This is a genomic window from Mycobacterium sp. (genome assembly GCF_035697385.1).
Taxonomy (GTDB): Bacteria; Actinomycetota; Actinomycetes; order Mycobacteriales; family Mycobacteriaceae; genus Mycobacterium.
Genome location: NZ_DASSCY010000283.1, coordinates 25,974 through 48,557 on the forward strand (window position 1 = coordinate 25,974; position 22,584 = coordinate 48,557).

Genomic DNA, 22,584 nt, shown 5'->3' on the forward strand with positions numbered 1-22,584 from the left:
AGCCGAGCACGCCGACAGCCTGGCAGGGTAAACCCATGCCGCACCCGATCATGTTCAGCGACGACGACCTCGGCCTGGCAGAGCTCCGAAAGATCGCGTTGGGCTTCCCCGAGGCGTTCGAGAAGATCTCGTGGGGCAGGCCGGTGTTCTGCGCGCCGAAGATCTTCGTCATGTACGGCGGCAGCGCCAAGACCGACACGTTGGGTGAGTACCTCCAGTATCCGCACTCAATTCTGGTCAAGGTCGACGACTCCGACCGCAAGGCCCTCGAGCAAGACCGGCGATTCTTCTTCCCCGCCTACATGGGCCCGTCGGGATGGCTGGGGCTGGACCTGACGGCGAAGAAGAAGGTGGACTGGGACGAGGTACACGAGCTGATCGACGCGTCGTTCCGGATGGTCGCTCCGAAGAAACTCATCAAGCTCCTCGACCAAGCCTGACCCAGCGGCCGCGATGCCATGGTTCGATCGTTGACCATGAGCTTCGCGAGCCCCTTCCCTGAAGTCGACATCCCCTCCACGAGCGTCTACGACTACTTGTTCGGCAGCATCGACGACGCCGATCTGGACCGGGTGGCGCTGATCGACACGAAGTCGGACCGCACGACCTCCTACCGCGAGATGATCGGCCGCATCGACGCGTTCGCCGGCGCACTGGCCGGGCGCGGCATCGGTGTCGGCGACGTCGTCGGCCTGCTTTCTCCGAACAGCTCGGGCTTCGCGGTCGCCTTCCACGGCATCCTGCGATCGGGCGCGACGGCAACGACCATCAACGCGCTGTTCACCGCCAAGGACATCGCCAAGCAGCTAACCGATTCGAAAGCCAAGGTGCTGGTTACGGTTACACCCCTGCTGGCTCAGGCCAAAGAAGCGGCAGCGGCCGTTGGTTTGGCCGACGGCGACCTGGTCGTGCTCGACGGTGACGGGCTGGCGGCAAGCGGTCACCCCAATGCCGAGGATCTGATGGGGCCGGGTTTGCCGCCGCCAGACGTGAGCTTCGCCCCGTCGTCGCATCTGGCGGTGCTGCCGTACAGCTCCGGAACCACCGGCAACCCCAAAGGTGTGATGCTGACTCACCGCAACCTGGTTGCCAACGTCGCGCAGATCCGGCCGCTGATCGGGATGGTCACCGACGACGTGGTCCTCGCCGTGCTGCCGTTCTTCCACATTTACGGAATGACGGTGCTGCTCAACGCCGCTCTGCACGCTCGCGCCCGGCTGGCGATCATGCCCAGTTTCGACCTCGGCGAATTCCTTGCCAATATCCAGAATCACAAGTGCACCATCGCGTTCATCGCGCCTCCGGTGGCCGTCGCGCTCGCCAAGCACCCACTGATCGACGAGTACGACCTCTCGTCGCTGAACACCGTCATGTCGGGCGCCGCCCCGCTGGACGCAGATCTCGGCCGCGCCGTCGCGGCGCGACTGGGCTGCCGCGTTGTCCAGGGCTACGGCATGAGCGAACTGAGCCCCGTCAGCCACATCACCCCGTTCGACGCCGGCGCGCACGACATGAAGACGACCGCGCCGCTGAGCTCGGTCGGGTGGACCGTATCCAACGCCGCCTCCAAGATCATCAACCCGGAGACCGGCGACGAAATCGATGTTCCCACAGAGGGTCTCAGCGAGACCGGGGAGCTGTGGTTCAAGGGGCCCAATGTGATGGCCGGATACCTCAACAATGAGAAGGCCACCAGGGAGACCATCGACGACGACGGTTGGTTGCACACCGGCGACCTCGCCCAGGTCGACGCGAATGGCTGCGTGTACATCGTCGACCGCCTCAAGGAGCTGATCAAGTACAAGGGATACCAGGTGCCACCCGCCGAGTTGGAGGCGGTGCTGCTGAGCCATCCGGCGATCGCCGACGCGGCGGTGGTCGGCGTCAATGACGACGAGGGTGAAGAGGTGCCAAAAGCGTTCGTGGTCAAGCAATCCGGAGAGGATCTGACCGCGGACCAGGTGATGGAGTTCGTCGCCGGTCAAGTCGCGCCGTACAAGAAGGTGCGTCAGGTCGAGTTCATCGAGGCCATTCCGAAGTCGGCCTCGGGCAAGATCCTGCGCAAGGACTTGCGGGCCAGTTAATGCCGGCCTAGCTCCGCGGCCGCTTTCGCCGCGCGGGCCTGGCGGTAACCGAGCACCGCGCCCGCGGCAGGTATCAGCAACAGCCCGGCGATGCCCCACAGCGGGTCGGCCAGACTCGACGCCGGTGTGACGCCCAGTTGCTTCGGCATCGCCGGCGGCGTGTAGATCCGGTCGACCCACGACGGCGGTGCCGGCGCGGGCGGCGGGGGCGGTGGAGGTTCAGGCGCGGGTTCGGGCGCGGGGGCCCAGTTGCGGGGTTCGCGGTCGTCGTCCTGAATGCCGGGCGACCGGCCGTTTCCGACAGTCACCTTCGGCGGCTCGAACTTCGACGAGGGTGAGCCAGGGTGATCGGAGCCCGACCGATCGTTGGACCCGGAGCCAGTCTCCGGCGAGAGCTGTTGGACATCGGTACGCCCGGACCCCACTCGAGACTGCGGGCCGTCGGTGTTACCGAAGCTCGGTCCGCCATCGTCGCCGCCGAAACCACCATCGGACTTTCGGTTGTCACCGCCACCGCCACGGCGGTCACCGCGGTCGTAATCGCCGCGCTTCGACCCGCTGCCAGCGTCGCCCCAATTGCGGTCCGAGCTGTCTCTGTCCCCGCGACCCGAGTGGCCCGGATCGGCGATTGCCGCCGCTACGCCGGGCCCACCGAACAGCAAAAACGCCGAGACGGCACCAACGCCTACCACGAGGCGTGGGTTGGATCGGGCCACAAGTTCCTCTTCCCCGCTAGTGGCAAAGACCAGCCAACGTCATGCGCAATGCATTCTTACATGCCGACGCGAGGTCTACCCGGGGTCTCCGACAAACACGCAAAATTGACGCGATCGTCGGTGCTACTCCTCCTCAACGTAGGAGCGCAACCGGTCGATCGCCCGATCCCAGCGCTGCGACAACGCGGTGAGGTAAATGCTGGCGTCGTTAAGCGGTTGCGGACGTACCCGCCAGATGCGCTCCCTGCCCTTGCGCTGACTGCTCACCAGCCCCACCGCCTCCAGCAGCACCAGATGTTTGGTCGCCGCCTGCCGACTCACCGCGACCACCTGCGTGACCTCAGTGGTTGAGCACGGTCCGCGGTCGCACAGCCGGGTGATGATGCGCAGGCGGTTCGGGTCGCCGAGCGCGTCGAACAACGGGGCCTTGTCCGCAGAAACCGCCGAAGCGCTCACACCTTCTCGCTGAGTGCGAGGTACTTCCGCACCAGTTCGGTTTGTGCGGCCCAACCCTCGCTGTTGCCCTCGAACGCCGACGCCCGACGGTCGGCCGGGATGGCTTCGAAACCGGACTCCACGATGCGCAGCAGCACTCCCTCGGCGGTCTCGTCGAGCGTGAACTCCACCAACGTGGTCGGCTCTTGCGAGTGGTCGGTGCCCGACTCGACAGCGAACGGGTGCCAGCGAAACGCCAGCCGCCGTTTGGGCTCGACCGCGACGATCTGCCAGGTGTCGGCCTGACCCGCGTAGGGCTCCTGAGCCTTGGCGACGTCGTCATCGACGGTCGTCGGGGTGATGACGCCGGTGACCGATGCACCGGGGACGAACGGGCCGTCGAAGCGGACCCCGAACCATTGGCCGAACTCGTCGGCGTCGCTGATCGCCCGCCAGACCCGCTCCAGAGGAGCGCGCAACACAACTTCTTTCTCGATCCGGTCCATATCCATATGCAACCTCCTGGTTGCTTCTCACTCTAGCCGCAGTCGCCGGGAAAGCGCAACCTTTTGGTTGCTTCTTAAATGGCGTCCGGGTCGTCGGCGATGGCATCGGCGGTCTGCTGGGTGAGCTCGATGGCCTTGCGTGCCCACTCGGGCGTGGCCGCGGCCAGGCCGCAGGCCGGTGTGATTCCGAGCCGCTCGCGCAGCACCGACCGCGCGAACCCGAGCCGATCGGTGATTGAGACGGTCGACTTCGCCAGCTCCTCGGTTGAGGGCAGCTTTTCGGGCCTGGTTGAGGCGACAACGCCTAACAGAACGGTGCGACCAGAGTCGATGAACTCGCCGATGCCGTCGAGATCGGCGGGTTTCAGTGTCTGGACATCGACCGATACAGCATGAATAGTGCTGCGCTGCAGCATCTTCCACGGCAGCTCGGGTGAGCAGCTGTGTAGAACCACTTCTGCGCCCACGGTGGCGACACATTCGTCCAACAGCGCGGTGGCCACCGATTCGTCGACGGGATGCACTGGGCTGAAGCTTGTGACCCCGGTCAGCCGGCCCTCGAGCGCGGCAGGCAATGACGGCTCGTCGAACTGCACGACGACCGTGGTTTCGAGCCGTCGGGCAATCTGCGCGCGATGAGCCGCAACACCCTCAGCCAGTGACCCGGCGAGATCACGCAGTGCGCCGGCGTCAGTGATGGCGCGGTGTCCCCCGGGCAGTTCGAGCTGTGCGGCCAGGGTGATGGGGCCCGGCGCCTGGATCTTTACTGTCCGTGACGCTCCCCGCAGGCCGGCTTTCTCCCATGCCTCCTCGAGCGCGTCGATGTCCTCGTCGAGCAGGCTGATTGCCCGCCGGGCGACCGCGCTGCGTCCGGATGCGATGCGATATCCGCGAGGCACGGTGTCGATGCCGATGTCGACCAACAGCGCGGCGGCCCTGCCGATGATGTCGGCGCCGACGCCGCGGGCAGGTAGTTCCGCGAGATGCGGCAGAGTGTGCAATTCTCCGATGACGATTTCGGCGGCCTCGCGCGGCGACGTTCCCGGCCACGATCCGATGCCGGTCCCCGCCGCGAAAACGCTCACTCGTTGAACACTATTCGATCGGGCTAATGTCGATCCGGGAAGGGGACGGCGCCATGTCCATATCGGCCAGACCATTGATGGTCTGGTGCGCGGCGGCGTTGTTGACGGCGGGCTGCACGCACGTAGTCACTGGTAACGCAATGCTGGCCATACCCGGCATCGACGACGACTCGTTGTCGCCCGTCGATGTCGAGACCATCATGCTCGACCAATCACAGATGCGCGCGATCACAGGGGGCGGCCAAGACCTCACCATCATCCCGAGCATGGACGGCAAGATTCCGGTCGATATCGACCAATTCGCGGAAACCGCTCCGCCGCAATGTAAGTGGATCTTCGCCGAGACTCAGACCTTCGGCCCGGACGTCGAGGAGTTTCACAAGACGACGTTCCAGTATCCGCCCGAGGGCGGCATCATCTCCGAGGGTGCGGCGGCCTACCGTGACCGCGACACCGCGCGGCGCGCATTCGACGGCCTGGTCGGTTTGGTCGACGGCTGCGGCTCGACAGCATTCGGGCCCATGTTCGTCGGCGAGTGGACGGCCACGGCCGATTCGGTGCAGACCCTTCCCAACAGCGGCTGCGGGCGCGACTACCGGCTGAAGTCGGTGGTGCTGGTCGAGGTGACGTCGTGCGCGTTCCCCGCTTCGGTGCCCGACATCGTGATGACGAACATCCTGGCCAACGTGCCGGACTAGTCTGCGTTTCTTGCCGCGAACGTTCCGTACCGCTCGATATTTCGGCCAATTTTCGGATGGTAAGGAACGTTCGTCGCACAAGAGAGTGCAGCTACTGTCGAGCCATGCGCATTGTCATCGTTGTAATCGGCGTGCTCGTCGCACTGTTCGGTCTGCTGTTCACGCTGCAGGGATTTGGCGCGGTGGGCGGTAGCCCGATGAGCAACACCACCACGTGGTCCATCCTCGGACCGATCATCGCGTTGATCGGAATCGCCACCGCATTCGCCGGATGGCGCGCCCGAAAGCCCTAGCAGCACAAGCTGTTTCTATTCCAGCTCTAGGCGCGGGGGCCGCTGCCCGGCACGACTGACCTCCGCGTGGCCCTGGCCATGGATTTCTGCGGAGGATGCACGCCATGTGCCAGCCCGTTACCGGCGTGGAGCCCAGCGAAGAAGGCAGCCAGAAGCTGGAATCCGCGGTGGCGACGGATTCGACTCCAAAGAGATGTCCTCTGATACAGCATCTTTCGATCCTGACCCGCATACGGCCGCGGCAACAGTGGCACTAGTGCCGATGTTCGCTAACATAGTGACATGCATTCGGTGGCGATCCTGGCCTACGACGGGATGTCTGGTTTCGAGTCTGGTCTGGCGGCAGAGATTTTCGGGATCACTGAACTGTCGGAGATGTTCTCTGCCGGCATTTCGCGACCGTGGTACTCGGTCAAGTTGTGCGCGCAAACACCCGAGGTACGAATGCTGGGTGGCGCCACTGTGCATACCCCTTACGGTTTGGCCGATCTAGCGGCAGCCGACACCGTGATCATTCCCAGCGTTCGAGACGTGACGGAGCCGCCGTCGCCCGAACTCATCGAGGCGATCCGGACCGCACATGAACGAAAATCGCGACTGGTGTCCATCTGCTCTGGGGCGTTCGCGCTGGCCGCCGCGGGCGTGCTCGACGGCCGGCAGGCCACGACTCACTGGATTTACGTGGATCTGCTCCAAGCGCGTTATCCGGAGATCGATGTCGATCCCGCGCCGCTGTATGTCGACGGAGGAAACGTACTCACCAGTGCAGGATGCGCGGCCGGCTTGGACCTGTGTCTGCACATCGTCCGCTCAGATCACGGCGTCCGAATCGCCAATGACGTAGCCAGGCGCTTGGTGATCTCACCCCACCGAGCCGGTGGACAAGCCCAGTACATCGAAACTCCGGTGCCGGAACCCACGGCGGACGGACGTATCGCTGCGGGAATGGCGTGGGCACTGGCGAATCTGGACGCGCCTATCACGTTGGACGACTTGGCCACGCAATCAGCGTTGTCACGGCGCAGCTACTTGCGGCAGTTCGCGAAAGCTACTGGAACCACGCCCATCAAGTGGCTGATCGAACAACGGATCCAGGCGAGCCTCGCCCTGTTGGAATCGTCGTCATTGTCGATCGAGCAGATCGCCACGCGGGTCGGCTTCGAATCCGCGGTGACGTATCGGCACCACTTCGTCCGCCAGTTGCGGACGACGCCAAGCGAATACCGCAGCTGCTTCGCTGAGGTGCACTAGCTTGCCTCGGACGCACTCCCGGCGATCGTCGCGCTGCCGATCACTTCATCGCCGTCGGGGTCTGGGCGGTAGAGCACCATCGTCTGGCCAGGTGCCACGCCACGCAGCGCAGTGCGCAGGGCGACCTCGATCCGCCCGTCGCGAACTTCGGCAACGCCGTCAGCCAGACCTCCGTGGGCGCGAACCTGCACCACGCACTCCATCGGACCTGTGGGCGCGGTACCCGAGGTGAGCACCGGCCGCTCCCCGGTCAGCTCCCACACCTCGAGGTCCGCGGAGTCACCGACGCGCACCGTGCCGGTGGCGGCGTCGATGCCCGTCACGTAGCGCGGGCGTCCGTCGGGTCCCGGCCCGGCGATTCCCAGGCCCTTACGCTGACCGATGGTAAAGCCGTGTACGCCTTCGTGTTCGGCTAGCACCCTGCCGCTGCCGTCGACGACCGCGCCTGGGCGCACGCCGATCCGCGCACCGAGAAACGCGCGGGTGTCGCCGGACGGGATGAAGCAAATGTCATGGCTGTCCGGCTTCTCCGCTACGGCCAGCCCGCGCCTGGCGGCCTCCTCGCGGATCTGCGGTTTGGGTGTGTCGCCGATCGGAAAGACCGCGTGGCGCAACTGATCAGCCGTCAGCACGCCGAGCACATACGACTGGTCCTTGTCAGCGTCGACGGCGCGACGCAGCCGTCCTTCGGACAACCGTGCGTAGTGGCCGGTGGCGACGGCGTCGAAGCCGAGTGCCAGTGCGCGGGCCGCCAACGCGGAGAACTTGATTCGCTCGTTGCAGCGCACGCACGGGTTCGGTGTCTCGCCGCGTGCATAGGACTCGACGAAGTCGTCGATGACGTCTTCGGCAAAGCGGTCGGCGAAATCCCACACGTAGAAAGGGATGTCGAGCACATCGGCCACGCGCCGGGCGTCGCCTGCGTCTTCTTTCGAGCAGCATCCGCGCGATCCGGTGCGCAGTGTGCCCGGTGCCGACGACAACGCCAGGTGAACACCGACCACATCGTGACCGGAGTCGACCATCCGCGCCGCGGCGACCGACGAGTCGACGCCGCCGCTCATTGCGACCAGAACGCGCACTAGTCGACCACTCCCGAACTGGCGAGTACCGCCTGCCGCGCCCGCTCGACCGCCGCCGGTAGTACCGCCAGCGCGGCATCGACATCGGCTTCGGTACTCGTGTGACCGAATGACAGTCGTAGCGATCCGCGGGCGCTGACCGGGTCGGCGCCCATCGCGATCAGCACGTGCGACGGCTGCGCCACACCCGCGGTGCACGCCGAGCCGGTCGAGCACTCGATTCCCTTGGCGTCCAACAGCATCAACAGCGAGTCACCCTCGCAGCCGCGGAATGTGAAGTGCGCGTTGCCCGGCAGCCGCCCGGCGCCGGTCGCGCCGTTGAGGTGGACGTCGTCCATCCCGGACAGCACGCCGTCGACCAACCGGTCGCGTAGCTGCTGCACACGAGCGGCGTTGGCCTCCAAGCCGTCGACCGCCACCTTCGCGGCCGCAGCCATCGCCACGGCACCGGCGACATCCGGTGTGCCCGAACGGACATCGCGCTCCTGACCGCCCCCATGCAGCAGAGGCATGCACGCCGTGTCGCGGCGCAGCAGCAGCGCGCCGACACCGGTGGGTCCGCCGAACTTGTGCGCCGCGATGCTCATCGCGGACAGCCCGCTGGCACCGAAGTCAACGGCGATCTGGCCGACGGCCTGGATCGCGTCACTGTGCATGGGGACGTCGAATTCAGCTGCGATGGCGGCCAATTCGGCGATCGGCATGATGGTTCCGACCTCGTTGTTCGCCCACATGATGGACACCAGGGCAACGTCGTCGTGGTCCTGCAGCGCCTCGCGCAGAGCCGCAGGCGCAACCGATCCGTCTTCACCAACCGGCAGCCAGGTCACCTCGGCGCCTTCGTGTTCGGCGAGCCACTGTACAGCGTCGAGCACCGCGTGATGCTCGACCGGAGTGGTCACAATCCTGCGCCGCAGCGGTTCGGCGTCACGGCGGGCCCAGTAGATGCCCTTGACGGCAAGGTTGTCACTCTCGGTGCCGCCTGCGGTGAACACCACTTCCGACGGACGCGCGCCTAGGAGTTTGGCGAGTGTCTCGCGGGACTCCTCCATTCGGCGGCGGGCCACCCGGCCGGTGCCGTGCAGTGACGACGCGTTGCCGACCGTCGCGAGCACGGCGATCATCGCCTCGATGGCAGCGGGATGCATCGGGGTTGTGGCGGCGTGATCGAGATAGACCGACTTCGGCGAGGTCATAGCCGCTCCAGGATACGCGCCGGGAAGCGGCCGCCCCGAATCCGCTCAGGCCACCAGTGCGTGGCCGTGCGCTCCCCGGGACTCCTCGCCGCGAACGGCGCCCTCGCAGCGAGCGGCCAGATCCCGCCGGTCGGTGCCGGGCAACTGCAGCGACTCGACCTGCACCCGCACGATCGTGCGCTGGGCGGTGATGAGCCGCCGAATGGACGCGAGCAGTGTGTCATCGCCCACATAGGCGGCGACGGTCGACGGCCTTCCGTCGCGATGGTGGTAGGTCAGCCGCAACGGCTGGACCGGCCTGCCCGCATCGACAGCCGCCTGGAACATCGCAGGACGGAACTGGCCGTATGCAAGGCCGCACCAGGTGGTGCCTTCGGGAAACGCCACCACCGTCTGGCCGGCACGCAGCCGGTCGGCCACCGTGCCCACCACCTCGGGTAGCCGGCGCAGGTTCGCGCGGTCGATCGGAATGACCTTCATCAGGCGGGCCACCATTCCCAGGCCGATCCAGTCGACGAGATCGGCGCGGGCGACGAACCGTCCTGGCATGACCGAGCCGATCGCGAAGATGTCCACCCATGACACATGCCCGCTGACCACCAGCACGCCAGACAGATTGCGAATCGGCCCACCGGACACGGTGATTCGCACGCCAAGGCAGCGCAACATCAGCCGGCAGTAGCCCCGCTGGATGTGGGAGCGACCCGGCATCGGAACGGCGAGCAACGGCGTTGCCGACAGCAGCAGCACCGCGAAAGTGGCCCTGATCGCGACGCGCCAAGCGACCACGACCCGCTGGCCAGACGTTGCCGCGCCCGTAGCGACGCAGCTGGCGTCGCAGGCCGCCCGCGGCAGCCAGGCGTGCTCGACGGTCACGATTCGCTCCCGCCGGCCATCGCTGCCGCCGCGCCCACCGACCGCAGCCTGCGCAGGTAGCGGGTGTCGGCCTGGCGCTTGTCCAGCAGGGCCGGGAAGTCGCCCACCCCGAAGTCGGGGTCGTGAGCGGGCTCGCCGCACACCTGCGCGCCCAATCGCAGGTAGCCGCGCATGAGCGGCGGAACGGCGACCCTGGCCGGTGGAGCGATGTCGTCGAGGCCCCTGCCGTCGACCGTGACAGGCCGGTACGGGTGCACGGTGTATTCCGCGGGGGCGGCGTGGCGTCGCTGCACGAAGTCGCGCACGCCCCGAATCTGGCTGCCCGGTGTCTCGTCGTCGGCGCCATGGACGGGCACTGACACGCAGCCGGTGACGTAGTCGTAGCCGCAGCGATCGAGGTAGGCCAGGATGCCGGCCCACATCAGCAGCACGACGGCGCCGTTGCGATGGTCTTCCCGCACCACAGCGCGGCCCATCTCGACAAGGGACGGCCGCAGCGCATCGAGCGCGGAGACGTCGAATTCGGTTGCGGTGTAAAGACTCCCAGCGGCGATGGCGCCCGGTGGCGGCAGCATCCGGTAGCAGCCGACCAGTTCGCCGGAGTTGTCCTCGCGGACAAGGAGATGGTCGCAGTGTTCGTCGAAGCGATCGGCGTCACGTCCGTCGAGAGCACCCGCCAAGTCGAATCCCGGCTCGGAGGTGAACACGTCGTGACGAAGGCGCTGCGCAGCTTCGATGAGCGCAGGGTCGGTGGACAGCAGCAGGGTGTAGCGAGGGGTATCTGCTGCTTGGGTCGAATGATCTGCGGCGATGAGTACAGAAGCAGTGCTCATAGCCAGCACGGTCGCCTAGCCGGGTCTCCGGATGGCATCGGGTGCGTGACGTGTCCGTGCACGCTGGGTGACGAGTTGGGCGTGCCCAGTCGCGCCTACCGCGACCGAGCACGCCCAATTCGTAGAAAGGAATTAGCCCTTGCGAGCCTTGACCGCCTCGGTCAGCTGCGGGGTGACCTTGAACAGGTCGCCGACGATGCCCAGATCGGCGATCTCGAAGATCGGCGCCTCTTCGTCCTTGTTGACGGCGATGATCGTCTTCGAGGTCTGCATGCCGGCCCGGTGCTGGATCGCCCCGGAAATGCCCAACGCGATGTAGAGCTGCGGCGACACGGTCTTGCCGGTCTGGCCCACCTGGAACTGGCCCGGGTAGTAGCCGGAGTCGACGGCCGCGCGAGAGGCACCGACCGCAGCGCCGAGCGAGTCGGCCAAATCCTCGACGACCTTGAAGTTCTCCGCGCTGCCGACACCGCGGCCGCCGGAGACGACGACGGTGGCCTCGGTGAGCTCCGGACGGTCGCCGGCCACCGCGGGCTGACGGGCAGTGATCTTCGTCGCATTTTCGGCCTGCGCCGGAACCTCGACGTTGACGACCTCACCGGCGCCATCGGCGGGGGCGGCCTCGATTGCGCCGGGGCGCACCGTAATCACCGCGAGCTCGCCAGGAACCTGGGCCTCGACGGTGAAGGCGCCACCGAAGATGGAGTGCACGCCCTTGGCGCCCTCTTTGACGTCGACGACGTCGACGAGCAGGCCGGCCCCGAGACGGGCGGCCAGTCGACCGCCGATCTCCTTGCCGTCGGCGCTGGCGGCCAGCAGCACACCCGCAGGACTGGCGGATTCGGCCAGCGATGCCAGCACGTCAACGTACGGCGTGACCAGGTAGTTCTCGGCGTCGTCGGACTCGGCGACGTAGATCTTGGCGGCGCCAGCCGCTTTCAAGCCCTCGACGAGCGGCTCGGCGGTACCCGGCTTACCCACCACGACTGCGGCGGGTTCACCAAGCACACGGGCGGCGGTGATCAGTTCGGCGCTGATCTTCTTCAGCGCACCTTCTGCGTGCTCAACGAGCACTAGTACTTCAGCCATGAGTCTTCAGTGTCTTTCTAATGTCTTGGGGCCTAGGAGAACTCGAGCTAGATGATTTGCTAGATCAATTTTTGAGCAACCAGGTACTCGGCGATCTTCGTGCCGCCGTCGCCCTCGTCGCTGACCTTCTCGCCCGCGGTCTTGGGCGGCTTCGGCGTCGACGACAGCACCTTGGAACCGGCGTTGGCGACACCCACCTCGTCGGCCTCGACGCCGATCTCGGCCAGCGTCAGCGTCGTCACTTCCTTCTTCTTGGCGGCCATGATGCCCTTGAAGGACGGGAAGCGAGGCTCGTTGATCTTCTCGTTCACGCTGACCACCGCGGGCAGCGGAGCTTCGACGGTGAACACGCCGTCGTCGGTCTCACGCTCGCCGCTGACCGTGCCGCCCTCGACGGACACCTTGCGAAGGTGGGTGAGCTGCGGCAGGCCGAGGTACTCGGCGATAACGGCCGGAACCGCGCCGCCGACACCGTCGGTCGCCTCGTTGCCGGCGATCACGAGTTCGGTGCCCTCGATGGTGCCCAGCGCACGGGCCAGCGCCCAGCCGGTCTGGACGACGTCGGAGCCGTGCATGCCGTCGTCGAGCAGGTGCACGGCCTTGTCGGCACCCATCGACAGCGCCTTGCGGATTGCCTCGGTCGCGCGCTCGGGGCCGGCTGTGAGCACAGTCACAGTGCTCTCGGTGCCGTTGGCGGCTTCCTTCTCCTTGATCAGCAGCGCCTCTTCAACGGCGCGCTCGTTGATCTCGTCGAGCACGGCGTCGGCGGCCTCGCGGTCGAGGGTGAAATCGCCGTCGGTCAGCTTGCGCTCCGACCACGTGTCTGGGACCTGTTTGATCAGGACCACGATGTTCGTCATGAGTCTGGTTCGTCCTCCTCGAAGGGGCCGGCAGCCGGCCTGCAATACCACGTTTCAAGCAACCACCACCATGTTACTCGCCGGTAACTTAAGTGGGTTCGCAGGAACACCATAGCTGGTCGAAGTTTGCGTTCCGGCTCCCCGTAGGCGGTGAACCGTTCGCCATCGGGCCGATTCGCGTTAGCCTGCCTTCCAATGAGCGCTTCTGTTACCAACGGTCCGCTTGGGGACGATGCGTTGCCCCTGACGGGTGAACGCACGATCCCCGGGTTGGCGGAGGAAAACTATTGGTTCCGCCGCCATGAGGTGGTCTATGAGCGCCTGGCCGACCGCTGCGGCGGGCGCGATGTGCTCGAGGCGGGCTGCGGAGAGGGCTACGGCGCCGACCTGATCGCCGACGTGGCGCGGCGCGTCATCGGGCTGGATTACGACGAGTCGGCGGTGGCGCATGTGAAGGCGCGCTATCCGCGGGTGGAGATGCTGCACGGCAATCTGGCTTCACTGCCGCTGCCCGACGCTGCCGTGGACGTCGTGGTCAATTTTCAGGTGATCGAACACCTCTGGGACCAAGGCCAATTCGTCGCCGAGTGTCTTCGCGTGCTGCGGCCAGGCGGCGTGCTGCTGATGTCGACACCCAACCGGGTCACCTTCTCCCCTGGCCGCGACACCCCGATCAACCCGTTCCACACGCGCGAGCTCAACGCCGACGAGCTGACGGAGCTGCTCACCTCCGCCGGGTTCCAAATCGAAGGCATGTACGGGGTCTTTCATGGTGAGCGCCTCGCCGAGCTGGATGCCCGGCACGGCGGCTCGATCATCGACGCCCAGATCGCCCGGGCGGTGGCCGACGCGCCGTGGCCCGATGACCTGCTCGCCGACGTCGCCTCGGTGACCACCGACGACTTCGACCTCGTCGACGCCGCGGACCGCAATATCGACGACAGTCTGGATCTGGTGGCGATCGCGGTGCGGCCGTGACTGACAAGGCTCCGGGTCTGTTCACACTCGTCCTCCACACACACCTGCCGTGGCTGGCGCATCACGGTCGCTGGCCGGTCGGCGAGGAGTGGCTCTACCAGTCGTGGTCGGCGGCATACCTGCCGCTGATGCGGGTGCTGCGCACCCTGGCCGCCGAAGGTCGTCATCATTTGCTGACGCTCGGGATGACGCCGGTGGTCACCGCGCAGCTCGACGACCCGTACAGCTTGACGGGTATGCATCACTGGCTGGCCAACTGGCAGCTACGTGCCCTCGAGGCGACGACGTTGCGAGACCCGTTGCGAGAGCTAGGGATTCGCGAGCACGCCGAAGCCGACCGTGAGCTTGACGATTTCGCGACGCTGTGGCAGCACGGCGGCAGCCCACTGCTGCGTGAGCTGCTCGACGCCGGCACCATCGAACTGCTCGGCGGCCCGCTGTCGCATCCGTTCCAACCGCTGCTGAATCCGCGACTGCGGGAGTTCGCGCTGCGCGAGGGTTTGGCCGACGCCCAGCAGCGCTTCGCGCACACACCGCGAGGCATCTGGGCGCCGGAGTGTGCGTACGCGCCCGGCATGGAAATCGATTACGCCGCAGCAGGTGTCGGGCATTTCATGGTCGACGGCCCGTCACTGCACGGCGATACCGCCCTTGGCCGGCCGGTTGCGAACTCCGGTGTCGTCGCGTTCGGCCGCGACCTGCAGGTCAGCTACCGGGTGTGGTCGCCGAAGTCCGGCTACCCCGGCCATGCCGCATATCGCGACTTCCACACCTACGACCACGTCACCGGCCTGAAGCCGGCCCGTGTCACCGGCCGCAGCGTGCCGTCTGAAGCCAAAGCGCCGTACGACCCGGAGCGCGCAGACCAGGCAATCGACGTCCACGTCGCCGATTTCGTCGATGTGGTGAGGCAGCGGCTCATCGCCGAGAGCGACCGAATCGGCCGGCCCGCGCACGTGGTGGCCGCTTTCGACACCGAATTGTTCGGCCATTGGTGGTACGAGGGCCCGGTGTGGTTGGAACGGGTACTGCGTGCGCTGCCCGCGGCCGGTGTGCGCGTCGGCACGCTCAACGACGCGGTCGCAGACGGGTTCGTCGGCTCGTCTGTCGAGTTACCGCCCAGCTCTTGGGGTTCGGGCAAGGACTGGCAGGTATGGGCCGGCGAGCAGGTCGCCGATATCGTCCAGCTCAACGGTGAAGTCGTCGACACCGCACTGACCACCGTGGACAAGGCATTGGAGCAAAGCGCATCGCTGGGCTCCCCCACGCCAAGGGATTTCGTCGCCGACCAGATCCTGCGCGAAACGCTGCTGACCGTTTCCAGCGACTGGCCGTTCATGGTCAGCAAGGACTCCGCCGCCGACTATGCGCGCTACCGCGCACACCTGCACGCGCACGCCACCCGCGAGATCGCCGGCGCGCTGGCGTCTGGCCGACGCGAGCACGCACAGCGCCTGGCCGACGGCTGGAACCGCGCCGACGGTTTGTTCGGCGCCCTCGACGCGCGGCGGCTCCCCCGATGACCCGTTCCTCCACCCCCGCGTGGGCCCACACGAAAGTAGGGGACGACCGTGTTCCCCTCGCAAGCGGTGGGCCCAGTACACGACACGCCGCGAATTGTTGGCATTTTGAGGTCCCCCACCCAGGGTTGAGCGACCTATGAAAATTCTGATGGTGTCGTGGGAGTACCCGCCGGTGGTGGTCGGCGGCCTCGGGCGCCACGTCCATCATTTGGCCACGGCGCTGGCCGCGGACGGACACGAAGTCGTGGTGCTCAGCCGTCGACCCAGCGGCACCGATCCCAGCACTCACCCGTCGAGCGACGAGATCGCCGAGGGCGTAAGGGTTGTCGCCGCCGCCCAGGATCCCCACGAATTCGACTTCGGCACCGACATGATGGCGTGGACGCTGGCGATGGGCCACTCGATGGTCCGCGCCGGGCTGGCTATCAAAACTGATGGCCGCAACGCGTGGCGGCCCGACGTCGTGCACGCCCACGATTGGCTCGTCGCGCATCCCGCCGTCGCGCTGGCCGAATACTTCGACGTTCCACTGGTTTCCACCATCCACGCCACGGAGGCTGGCCGCCATTCAGGGTGGGTGTCGGGAGCGATCAGCCGCCAGGTGCACGCCGTGGAGTCGTGGCTTGTCCACGAATCCGATTCGCTCATCACATGTTCGGCGTCGATGAGCGACGAGATCACCGAACTGTTCGGCCCGGGGCTGGCCGAGACCCGCGTGATTCGCAACGGAATCGACGCAGCGCTCTGGCCGTTCGCGCCACGGCAGCCACGCAAGGGTCCAGCGCAGCTGTTGTACCTCGGTCGCCTCGAGTACGAGAAGGGCATCCATGACGCCATCGCTGCGCTGTCACGGATCAGACGAACCCATCCCGGCACCACGCTGATCATCGCAGGCGAAGGCACGCAGCAGCGGTGGCTCGTCGAGCAGGCCCGAAAATACAAGGTGCTCAAGGCCACAACGTTCGTCGGCCATCTCAACCATGAAGCCTTGGTTGGGCTGCTGCACACCGCCGACGCAGCGGTGCTGCCCAGCCATTACGAACCATTCGGCATCGTCGCGCTGGAAGCGGCGGCGACGGGCATCCCGCTGGTCACAGCCAACGTCGGTGGCCTCGGCGAGGCCGTGATCAACGGCCAGACCGGGATGTCGTATCACCCCCGCGACGTCGCAGGCCTTGCCGCTGCCGTGCGCGTCGTACTCGACGATCCGGACGCCGCTCAGCAGAGGGCGATCGCTGCCCGCGAACGGCTTACGTCAGATTTCGACTGGCACACCGTCGCCAGCGAAACCGCGCAGGTCTACCTGGCCGCCAAGCGCCGCGAACGCGAACCGCACCGGCGCCGCACGATCGTCGAGCACGCGCTACCCGACCGCTAGACACTTCGACGGGCGTCGAATCATTACGCACCTAGCGTGCGGATATGGACTCGAAAAGGTTCTCTTTCGACACCACACTGACCCTGATCGCGGCCTACCTTGGGCTATTCGTCGGACTCATCGACGCGAACGCGATCAACCTCGCCCTGCCGGCCGTACGCGACGATCTCGGCGGCGGCATCTCTGGCGCCCAATGGACAATCGACGCCTACAACATCACCTTCGCGGCCACGCTGCTGACCTCGGGCTCGCTCGGCGACCGATACGGCAGGCGCTCGTTGTTGCGCGTCGGCCTCGTGACCTTCGTCGCCGCGTCCCTCATGTGCGCTGCCGCACCCACGCTGCCACTGGTTCTCGCGGGCCGGGCAGTGCAAGGGTCGGCGCCGCGCTGATGCTGCCGCAGGGCCTTGCGATCACGGCCGCTGCGTTTCCCCATCCGGTCGAGCGCGCCAGGGCCACCGCGGCGTGGGCGATGGCGGCCGCGATGAGCACGGCGATCGGCCCGATCCTCGGCGGGGTGCTGACCGACACGCTCTACGCGGTGGTGGGGCCGCAGGCCGACCTGTGGGTGCTTGAACTGTCGTTCCTGCTCGCCGGCGCGGGCCTTGCGCTCACCACAGCTCCTGCAGTCAGCCTGGCCATGTCGGCCGTGCCGGTACAACGGTCCGGGCTGGCTTCGGGCGTGGTGAACCTGGCTCGGCTGTTGGGTATCACTGTGGGTGTCGCGGTGTTGGGTAGTGCGCTGGCGGCCATCGGAGGTGTCGACGGTGCGCGGACGGCCATGGCGATCGGCGGCGTCGTCCAGTTGATCGGCGCCGCGGCGGCGTTGAGATGGGCGCGGCCGGATGCGCCAGCGCCCGTAGAGAAGGAGGTGTGCCATGCGTGACGCTGCCGAATTGTCAACGGGCGACGTCGATATCGCGGCCGTGGCTTCCCTGCTCGCCGATCCCGCCAGGTGCAAGGTGTTGCTCGCGCTCGACGACGGGCGCGCGCTTGCGGCCAGCGTGCTCGCCGACGAGGCAGGCATCAGCCGGCCGACGGCAAGCAGCCATTTGGCCAAGTTGACCGACGCCGGCCTGCTTGCAGTGGAAACGCACGGCCGGCACCGCTACTACCGGCTGGCCAGTCCGCAGGTCGGCGAGCTGTTGGAGCAGCTGGGCCGTCTGGCGCCGCCGGGTCCAGTGCGATCGCTGCGCGAGGGCACCCGTGCGGCGCGGCTGCGCTCGGCCCGCACCTGCTACGACCACGTGGCCGGCAGGCTCGGCGTTGCGCTGATGAGCAGCCTGTTGGAGCGCGGCGTGCTTATCGGCGGCGACGGCCGCTACGACCCGGACCGCGACAGCCACGACGCGCTCAGCAGCCCCGGCCACGACATCCGCTACGAGCTGACGGACCCCGGCCGGAGCTTCCTCGACGGCATCGGCATCGAATTGCCAACTGGCCGAAGACCACTCGTGCGCTATTGCGTCGACTGGACCGAGCAGCGACATCACCTGTCGGGCGGTCTGGGTCGCGCGGTCTTCGATCGATTCGTGGGCGCAGGGTGGGTCAAGCGAGTGCCTCGCGGACGGGCGCTCACGGTCACCGACGACGGCCGCACGGCGTTGGCCGACGTGTTCGGCATCGACTGGTCGGACTGATTGCGGGGGTTCGCCGAACGGCAGCAGAGGCTAGCGGGAGGCTTTCTTGCGTTCGATGTCCGCCAGCGCGGCGGCCAGCTCGGCCCGCTGGGCCGCCGACGTTTCCCACGACAGCTTGCGGTTCTTGACCACCTTGGCCGGCGCACCGACCGCGATGGAGAAGTCGGGGATGTCGCCCTTGACCACCGCATGCGAACCCAACACGCAGCCCCGGCCGACGGTGGTGTTGCGCAGGATCGTCACCTTGGCGGCGATCCACGTGTCGGGCCCGATCCGCACCGGGCCCTTGACAATCCCCTGGTCCTTGATCGGCATGTTGATGTCGTCCATCTTGTGGTCGAAGTCGCACACGTAGACCCAGTCGGCCATCAGCACCGAGTCGCCCAACTCGATGTCGAGATAGGTATTGATGACGTTGTCCCGGCCGAGGACGACCTTGTCGCCGAAGCGCAGCGACCCCTCGTGGCAGCGGATCGTGTTCTTGTCACCGATGTGGACCCAGCGGCCGATCTCGAGCTGCGACAGCTCGGGGGTCGACTGGATCTCCACGCCCTTGCCGAGGAACACCATGCCGCGGGTAATGACATGCGGGTTGGCGAGCTTGAACTTCAGCAGCCGCCAGTAGCGCACCAGATACCACGGTGTGTACGCGCGGTTGGCCAACACCCACTTCAGCGAGGCCAGCGTGAGGAACCGGGCCTGGCGCGGATCCCGCAACCGCGAACCCCGCCAGCGCTTGTGTAACGGCGCGCCCCACATCGTCGTCATGGCCGGAAAGCCTACGCGAGCGGCCGAACTTCAATTGGTTACCCTCACGTGGGCTGTAGAACAGGAACAGCGCAAGACTGGAAAGGACCCAGTGTTCCGGCAATTGGTCGTGCTGGCATCAACAGTGCTGATCACGGGTACTTTGGCCGGTTGTCAGAACACCGATTCCTGGGTGGAGGCACACGCCGCATCCGGCTGGGCCGCGCAGTACGGCGACGCGAGCAACAGCAGCTACGAGCCGACGCCAGGAGCCGACCGACTCAGGCTGGAATGGATGCGCTCGGTCAAGGGTGACTTGGGCGCCGCCGTCGCCCTCGGGTCGGGCAGGTATCTGGCCGTTAACGCCCAAACGCCCGGCGGCTGCTCGCTGATGGTCTGGGAGGCCGACAACAACGCCCGCCAGCGCTGGTGCACGCGGCTGGTCCAGGGCGGCGGGCTGTCCAGCCCGCTGTTCGATGGATTCGACAACGTCTACATCGGCCAGCCAGGGGCGATGCTGTCCTTCCCGCCGACGCAGTGGATCCGCTGGCGTCAGCCGGTTATCGGAATGCCTACCACCCCAAGGATTCTCGACCCTGGACACCTGCTGGTGGTGACGCACCTCGGTCAGGTCCTCGTGTTCGACGCGCATCAGGGCACGGTCGTCGGCACGCCGCTGGACCTGGTCGCCGGTGTCGATCCGACTGACTCCAACCGCGGGCTTGCCGATTGCCGGTCCGCCCGCCCTCGGTGCCCGGTGGCCGCCGCGCCGGCCTTCGCCGCAGCGACCGGCATGATCGTGCTCGGGTTGTGGGAACCCAACGCCGAGTCCCCGAAACTTGTCGGGCTGCGCTATCGGGCCGGCCAGAGCCCGCTCCTGACGCAGGAGTGGACGAGCGACGCGGTCGGCGGTGGACCACTGTCCAGCCCTGTGCTGTCCGCGGACGGTTCGACGATCTACGTCAACGGGCGCGACGAAAGGCTGTGGGCGCTGCACTCCGCCGACGGCAAACCGAAATGGTCGGTGCCGCTGGACTATTTGGCGCAGACCCCGCCCTCGGTATCACCGGATGGTGTGATCTTGGCCGGCGGCGGCCCGGGTGCCAAGCTCGTCGCGATCAAGGACGCCGGTGACCGCGGCGAGGTGGTGTGGACCCGCGACGACGTCGTACCGCTGTCCACGTCGAGCCAGGCAGGCACCGACGTCGCCTACACCGTGGCGCGCGACGGCGAGAACGGCCAGGCGCTCACGGTGGTCAACCTCGGCGACGGTCACACCGTCAACAGATATCCGTTGCCCAACGCGACGGGCTGGCCCGTCGGGGTATCCATCGGCCACGACCGTCGCGTCGTTGCCGCCACCAGCGACGGCCAGGTCTACGGTTTCGCCCCCTAGCGGGCCAGCAGCGGCGCGATCGCCGTGCGCGGCACCGTGGCCTCGACGGGGCCCGCGGATTCCGCGAACATCTCCCCCTGGCTGAAGAAGAAGATGATCGAGTCGTCGGTCAGCGCGAAGTTCTGATAATTGGCCGGATCGAGCCCGTCGACCGGCGGTATCACGTCGATCATCCCCTGCTCCTTCTGCAGGTACCGGTTGACCTGGGGGTAGATCACGTCGAGCGGCTTGGTGCCCGGCTTGAACAAACTGTCGAATGTGAGCGGCACGCGCTTGGCGAAATCCCAGTTGAAGGCTTGATAGAACGTCTGCGGATGAACGCCTCCGACGTTCTGCCAGACCGTGAACACCACGCTGCGGGTGCCGCCCGTGGCCGGCCCAGACCGGTAGCCGACGCCCTTCGCGTCGAGCTGATAAGGCAGGTTGTACGAGCCGGGCATCTCCGCGACGTTGATGAAACCGTCGCGCGCCTGCGTCAGATACGCGGTCAGCGGCGCCTGATCCGGGTAGTCGTTGGGAAAGCTCAAGTCGAGTGTGTACGTGGAGTTGGCGGCATGAACGCGGCAGATCTGGTCGTGCCCGACGACGCCGCCAAGGTCGACGCAGGCCGACTCCGCCGCGGCCGACGGAACAACGATCCAGCCGGAGACGACACCGGCAACCAAAGCAGTCATCGTGAGAATGCGCATCGTCGGACGTCCTCGCGAGCCGGCACCGGCGTTCGGCACCGGCGCATTACTGCCAGGGTACGTGGCGCTTCAACGTGAGGGTCGGCAAATGAATGCCGTTGCCCGGCTTGCGGGCCCGGACCCGATGCGGGCGATGACGACCGAAACCTGTTGCGAGCCGCGCAGCCGCAGCCGAGGCCGCAGCGCATCCGGGTCGACGTCGACGCCGCGGACCAATATTTCGACCGCGCCGGCGTCACGGGCCGAAAGCGCCTGGCGCAGTCGCCGTTCGCTGTAGCCGAGCTCCTCGAGCACGTCGAATCCGCGCACCCCGTCGGGCAGCCGGTCACCGGACAGGTATGCGATGTCCGGGTCGAGCTGCCACAGCCCGTGCCGGGCGGCGTAATGCCTAACCAATCCCGCGCGCACCACCGCCCCGTCGGGATCGACGATCCAGCGCCCCGCCGGTGCGGCCGGGCAGTCGTCGGGTTCGGCGTCGGTGATCTCCTCGCCGGTATCCAGCATGGTGGCCCTGCGGGTAACGCCCGCGCCGGACAGGCTCGCCGACCACAAGCACGCCTCGCGCACGCTGCCTGCCAGTGAGGTGACCTCGATCTCGCCGACGAACCCCATCCGCGACAGCTCGTCAAAATCGATTCCGGGAGCGCACTTTACAACCAAGTCACGGCCTCGGTAGACGTCCAGCAGCGCGTCCAGCGCGGGTGTGTAATCGCGAGGGTCGAACCGCCGCCGCCCCCTGCTGCGTCGCGCCGGGTCCACGAGGACGACGGCGTCGCGGCTGACCGGTGTCAGCGCATCGGCCCGGCACAGGCCCACATCCGCGACGTTGTGACGGGCCATCGCAAGCCGCACCGGATCGACGTCGCTGCCCATCACGTAGTCGGCCGAATTTCGCAGTGCCGCAAGCTCTGTGCCGATCGAACAGGTCGCGTCGTGCACGGTACGCCCGGCCAGCCGACGCGCCCGATGCGCGGCAACCGGCGCGGCGGTAGCTTGCTGCAGCGCCTCGTCGGTGAACAGCCATCGCGACGGGTCGGCGAATTTCGCCGCCGCCCTTCGCCGCAACCGTGTGGTCTCCACCAACACGGCCGCGTGGTCACCGAAACGGGCACGGGCAGAAGCGATGTCGGCGACCAGCGTGGCGTCGGTCAGCCTGAGGCCGTCGACTTCGCGAAGCGCCCGCTCCCCCACGTCGCTTTGCAGATACGCGACGTGTTCGACGCGGAAAT

Annotated in this window: 25 protein-coding genes; 12 read left to right on the forward strand and 13 right to left on the reverse strand. The window is 66.8% G+C overall.

What is annotated here, in order from left to right:
• The first annotated feature begins 35 nt into the window (after window positions 1-35).
• Complete coding sequence (locus tag VFH65_RS24000) at window positions 36-440, forward strand: MmcQ/YjbR family DNA-binding protein (protein ID WP_353324849.1); 405 nt, start codon at window positions 36-38, stop codon at window positions 438-440.
• A gap of 36 nt (window positions 441-476) precedes the next feature.
• Entirely contained in the window at window positions 477-2,084 is a 1,608-nt protein-coding gene (locus tag VFH65_RS24005; RefSeq protein WP_353324851.1) for a 4-coumarate--CoA ligase family protein, read from the forward strand.
• On the opposite strand, the gene VFH65_RS24010 is transcribed toward VFH65_RS24005, so the two are convergent.
• From VFH65_RS24010 to VFH65_RS24025, 4 genes are all read right to left on the reverse strand, one after another.
• Window positions 2,081-2,800 carry a hypothetical protein gene (locus VFH65_RS24010; protein ID WP_353324852.1) on the reverse strand — a complete coding sequence of 240 codons (720 nt, stop codon included), beginning with the start codon at window positions 2,798-2,800 and terminating at the stop codon, window positions 2,081-2,083. The two genes, VFH65_RS24005 and VFH65_RS24010, sit on opposite strands and share 4 nt — an antisense overlap.
• Before the next feature lie 123 nt (window positions 2,801-2,923).
• Window positions 2,924-3,256: an ArsR/SmtB family transcription factor gene (locus tag VFH65_RS24015; protein ID WP_353324854.1), complete on the reverse strand. Its 333-nt coding sequence runs from the start codon at window positions 3,254-3,256 to the stop codon at window positions 2,924-2,926.
• A complete protein-coding gene (locus VFH65_RS24020) occupies window positions 3,253-3,747 on the reverse strand; it encodes an SRPBCC family protein (protein WP_353324856.1) in 495 nt (164 codons plus the stop codon). The genes VFH65_RS24015 and VFH65_RS24020 overlap by 4 nt, the downstream gene beginning before the upstream one ends.
• A 68-nt stretch (window positions 3,748-3,815) precedes the next feature.
• Complete coding sequence (locus VFH65_RS24025; RefSeq protein WP_353324857.1) at window positions 3,816-4,826, reverse strand: methionine synthase; 1,011 nt, start codon at window positions 4,824-4,826, stop codon at window positions 3,816-3,818.
• Between the two features lie 53 nt (window positions 4,827-4,879).
• Here VFH65_RS24025 and VFH65_RS24030 point away from each other — a divergent pair, with 53 nt between their 5' ends.
• From VFH65_RS24030 to VFH65_RS24040, 3 genes are all read left to right on the forward strand, one after another.
• Window positions 4,880-5,524 carry a sensor domain-containing protein gene (locus tag VFH65_RS24030; protein ID WP_353324859.1) on the forward strand — a complete coding sequence of 215 codons (645 nt, stop codon included), beginning with the start codon at window positions 4,880-4,882 and terminating at the stop codon, window positions 5,522-5,524.
• A 104-nt stretch (window positions 5,525-5,628) separates the two neighbouring features.
• On the forward strand, window positions 5,629-5,817 hold the full coding sequence (locus VFH65_RS24035; protein ID WP_353324861.1) for a hypothetical protein: 189 nt from the start codon (window positions 5,629-5,631) through the stop codon (window positions 5,815-5,817).
• 282 nt (window positions 5,818-6,099) lie between these two features.
• The gene (locus VFH65_RS24040) at window positions 6,100-7,068 is read left to right on the forward strand and encodes a helix-turn-helix domain-containing protein (RefSeq protein WP_353324862.1); all 969 of its coding nucleotides are present in this window, start codon (window positions 6,100-6,102) and stop codon (window positions 7,066-7,068) included.
• Here the strand turns inward: VFH65_RS24040 and mnmA are convergent.
• The 6 genes from mnmA to VFH65_RS24070 all read right to left on the reverse strand — a co-directional run bounded on the left by mnmA (window position 7,065) and on the right by VFH65_RS24070 (window position 13,004).
• Window positions 7,065-8,150 (reverse strand): tRNA 2-thiouridine(34) synthase MnmA, encoded by a 1,086-nt coding sequence (mnmA, locus tag VFH65_RS24045; protein ID WP_353324864.1) that lies wholly within the window; start codon window positions 8,148-8,150, stop codon window positions 7,065-7,067. The two genes, VFH65_RS24040 and mnmA, sit on opposite strands and share 4 nt — an antisense overlap.
• A complete protein-coding gene (locus VFH65_RS24050; protein ID WP_353324865.1) occupies window positions 8,150-9,346 on the reverse strand; it encodes a cysteine desulfurase family protein in 1,197 nt (398 codons plus the stop codon). The genes mnmA and VFH65_RS24050 overlap by 1 nt, the downstream gene beginning before the upstream one ends.
• Before the next feature lie 45 nt (window positions 9,347-9,391).
• On the reverse strand, window positions 9,392-10,225 hold the full coding sequence (locus tag VFH65_RS24055) for a lysophospholipid acyltransferase family protein (protein WP_353324943.1): 834 nt from the start codon (window positions 10,223-10,225) through the stop codon (window positions 9,392-9,394).
• Complete coding sequence (locus VFH65_RS24060) at window positions 10,219-11,055, reverse strand: GNAT family N-acetyltransferase (protein ID WP_353324867.1); 837 nt, start codon at window positions 11,053-11,055, stop codon at window positions 10,219-10,221. Before VFH65_RS24060 ends, VFH65_RS24055 begins: the two co-directional genes overlap by 7 nt.
• Before the next feature lie 132 nt (window positions 11,056-11,187).
• Window positions 11,188-12,144 (reverse strand): electron transfer flavoprotein subunit alpha/FixB family protein, encoded by a 957-nt coding sequence (locus VFH65_RS24065; RefSeq protein WP_353324869.1) that lies wholly within the window; start codon window positions 12,142-12,144, stop codon window positions 11,188-11,190.
• Between the two features lie 59 nt (window positions 12,145-12,203).
• Entirely contained in the window at window positions 12,204-13,004 is an 801-nt protein-coding gene (locus tag VFH65_RS24070; protein ID WP_353324871.1) for an electron transfer flavoprotein subunit beta/FixA family protein, read from the reverse strand.
• A 195-nt stretch (window positions 13,005-13,199) separates the two neighbouring features.
• Here VFH65_RS24070 and VFH65_RS24075 point away from each other — a divergent pair, with 195 nt between their 5' ends.
• The 6 genes from VFH65_RS24075 to VFH65_RS24100 all read left to right on the forward strand — a co-directional run bounded on the left by VFH65_RS24075 (window position 13,200) and on the right by VFH65_RS24100 (window position 18,523).
• Window positions 13,200-13,982 (forward strand): class I SAM-dependent methyltransferase, encoded by a 783-nt coding sequence (locus VFH65_RS24075; protein WP_353324872.1) that lies wholly within the window; start codon window positions 13,200-13,202, stop codon window positions 13,980-13,982.
• Entirely contained in the window at window positions 13,979-15,505 is a 1,527-nt protein-coding gene (locus VFH65_RS24080) for a glycoside hydrolase family 57 protein (protein WP_353324874.1), read from the forward strand. Before VFH65_RS24075 ends, VFH65_RS24080 begins: the two co-directional genes overlap by 4 nt.
• Window positions 15,506-15,641: 136 nt before the next feature.
• Window positions 15,642-16,883, forward strand: coding sequence for a glycosyltransferase family 4 protein (locus VFH65_RS24085; RefSeq protein WP_353324876.1), 1,242 nt, complete (start codon window positions 15,642-15,644; stop codon window positions 16,881-16,883).
• Window positions 16,884-16,927: 44 nt separating this feature from the next.
• Window positions 16,928-17,275: an MFS transporter gene (locus tag VFH65_RS24090; protein WP_353324878.1), complete on the forward strand. Its 348-nt coding sequence runs from the start codon at window positions 16,928-16,930 to the stop codon at window positions 17,273-17,275.
• On the forward strand, window positions 17,275-17,769 hold the full coding sequence (locus tag VFH65_RS24095) for a hypothetical protein (RefSeq protein WP_353324880.1): 495 nt from the start codon (window positions 17,275-17,277) through the stop codon (window positions 17,767-17,769). Before VFH65_RS24090 ends, VFH65_RS24095 begins: the two co-directional genes overlap by 1 nt.
• Window positions 17,762-18,523, forward strand: coding sequence for an ArsR/SmtB family transcription factor (locus VFH65_RS24100; RefSeq protein ID WP_353324882.1), 762 nt, complete (start codon window positions 17,762-17,764; stop codon window positions 18,521-18,523). Before VFH65_RS24095 ends, VFH65_RS24100 begins: the two co-directional genes overlap by 8 nt.
• 30 nt (window positions 18,524-18,553) lie before the next feature.
• Here the strand turns inward: VFH65_RS24100 and VFH65_RS24105 are convergent, their stop codons facing one another.
• Window positions 18,554-19,291, reverse strand: a complete 738-nt coding sequence (locus VFH65_RS24105; RefSeq protein ID WP_353324884.1) for an acyltransferase — start codon at window positions 19,289-19,291, stop codon at window positions 18,554-18,556.
• A 91-nt stretch (window positions 19,292-19,382) separates the two neighbouring features.
• Here VFH65_RS24105 and VFH65_RS24110 point away from each other — a divergent pair, with 91 nt between their 5' ends.
• Complete coding sequence (locus VFH65_RS24110; RefSeq protein ID WP_353324885.1) at window positions 19,383-20,666, forward strand: PQQ-binding-like beta-propeller repeat protein; 1,284 nt, start codon at window positions 19,383-19,385, stop codon at window positions 20,664-20,666.
• Here VFH65_RS24110 and VFH65_RS24115 read toward each other — a convergent pair.
• On the reverse strand, window positions 20,663-21,355 hold the full coding sequence (locus tag VFH65_RS24115; protein ID WP_353324887.1) for an esterase: 693 nt from the start codon (window positions 21,353-21,355) through the stop codon (window positions 20,663-20,665). The two genes, VFH65_RS24110 and VFH65_RS24115, sit on opposite strands and share 4 nt — an antisense overlap.
• A 69-nt stretch (window positions 21,356-21,424) precedes the next feature.
• On the reverse strand, window positions 21,425-22,558 hold the full coding sequence (locus VFH65_RS24120; RefSeq protein ID WP_414688498.1) for a THUMP-like domain-containing protein: 1,134 nt from the start codon (window positions 22,556-22,558) through the stop codon (window positions 21,425-21,427).
• Between the last annotated feature and the right edge of the window lie 26 nt (window positions 22,559-22,584).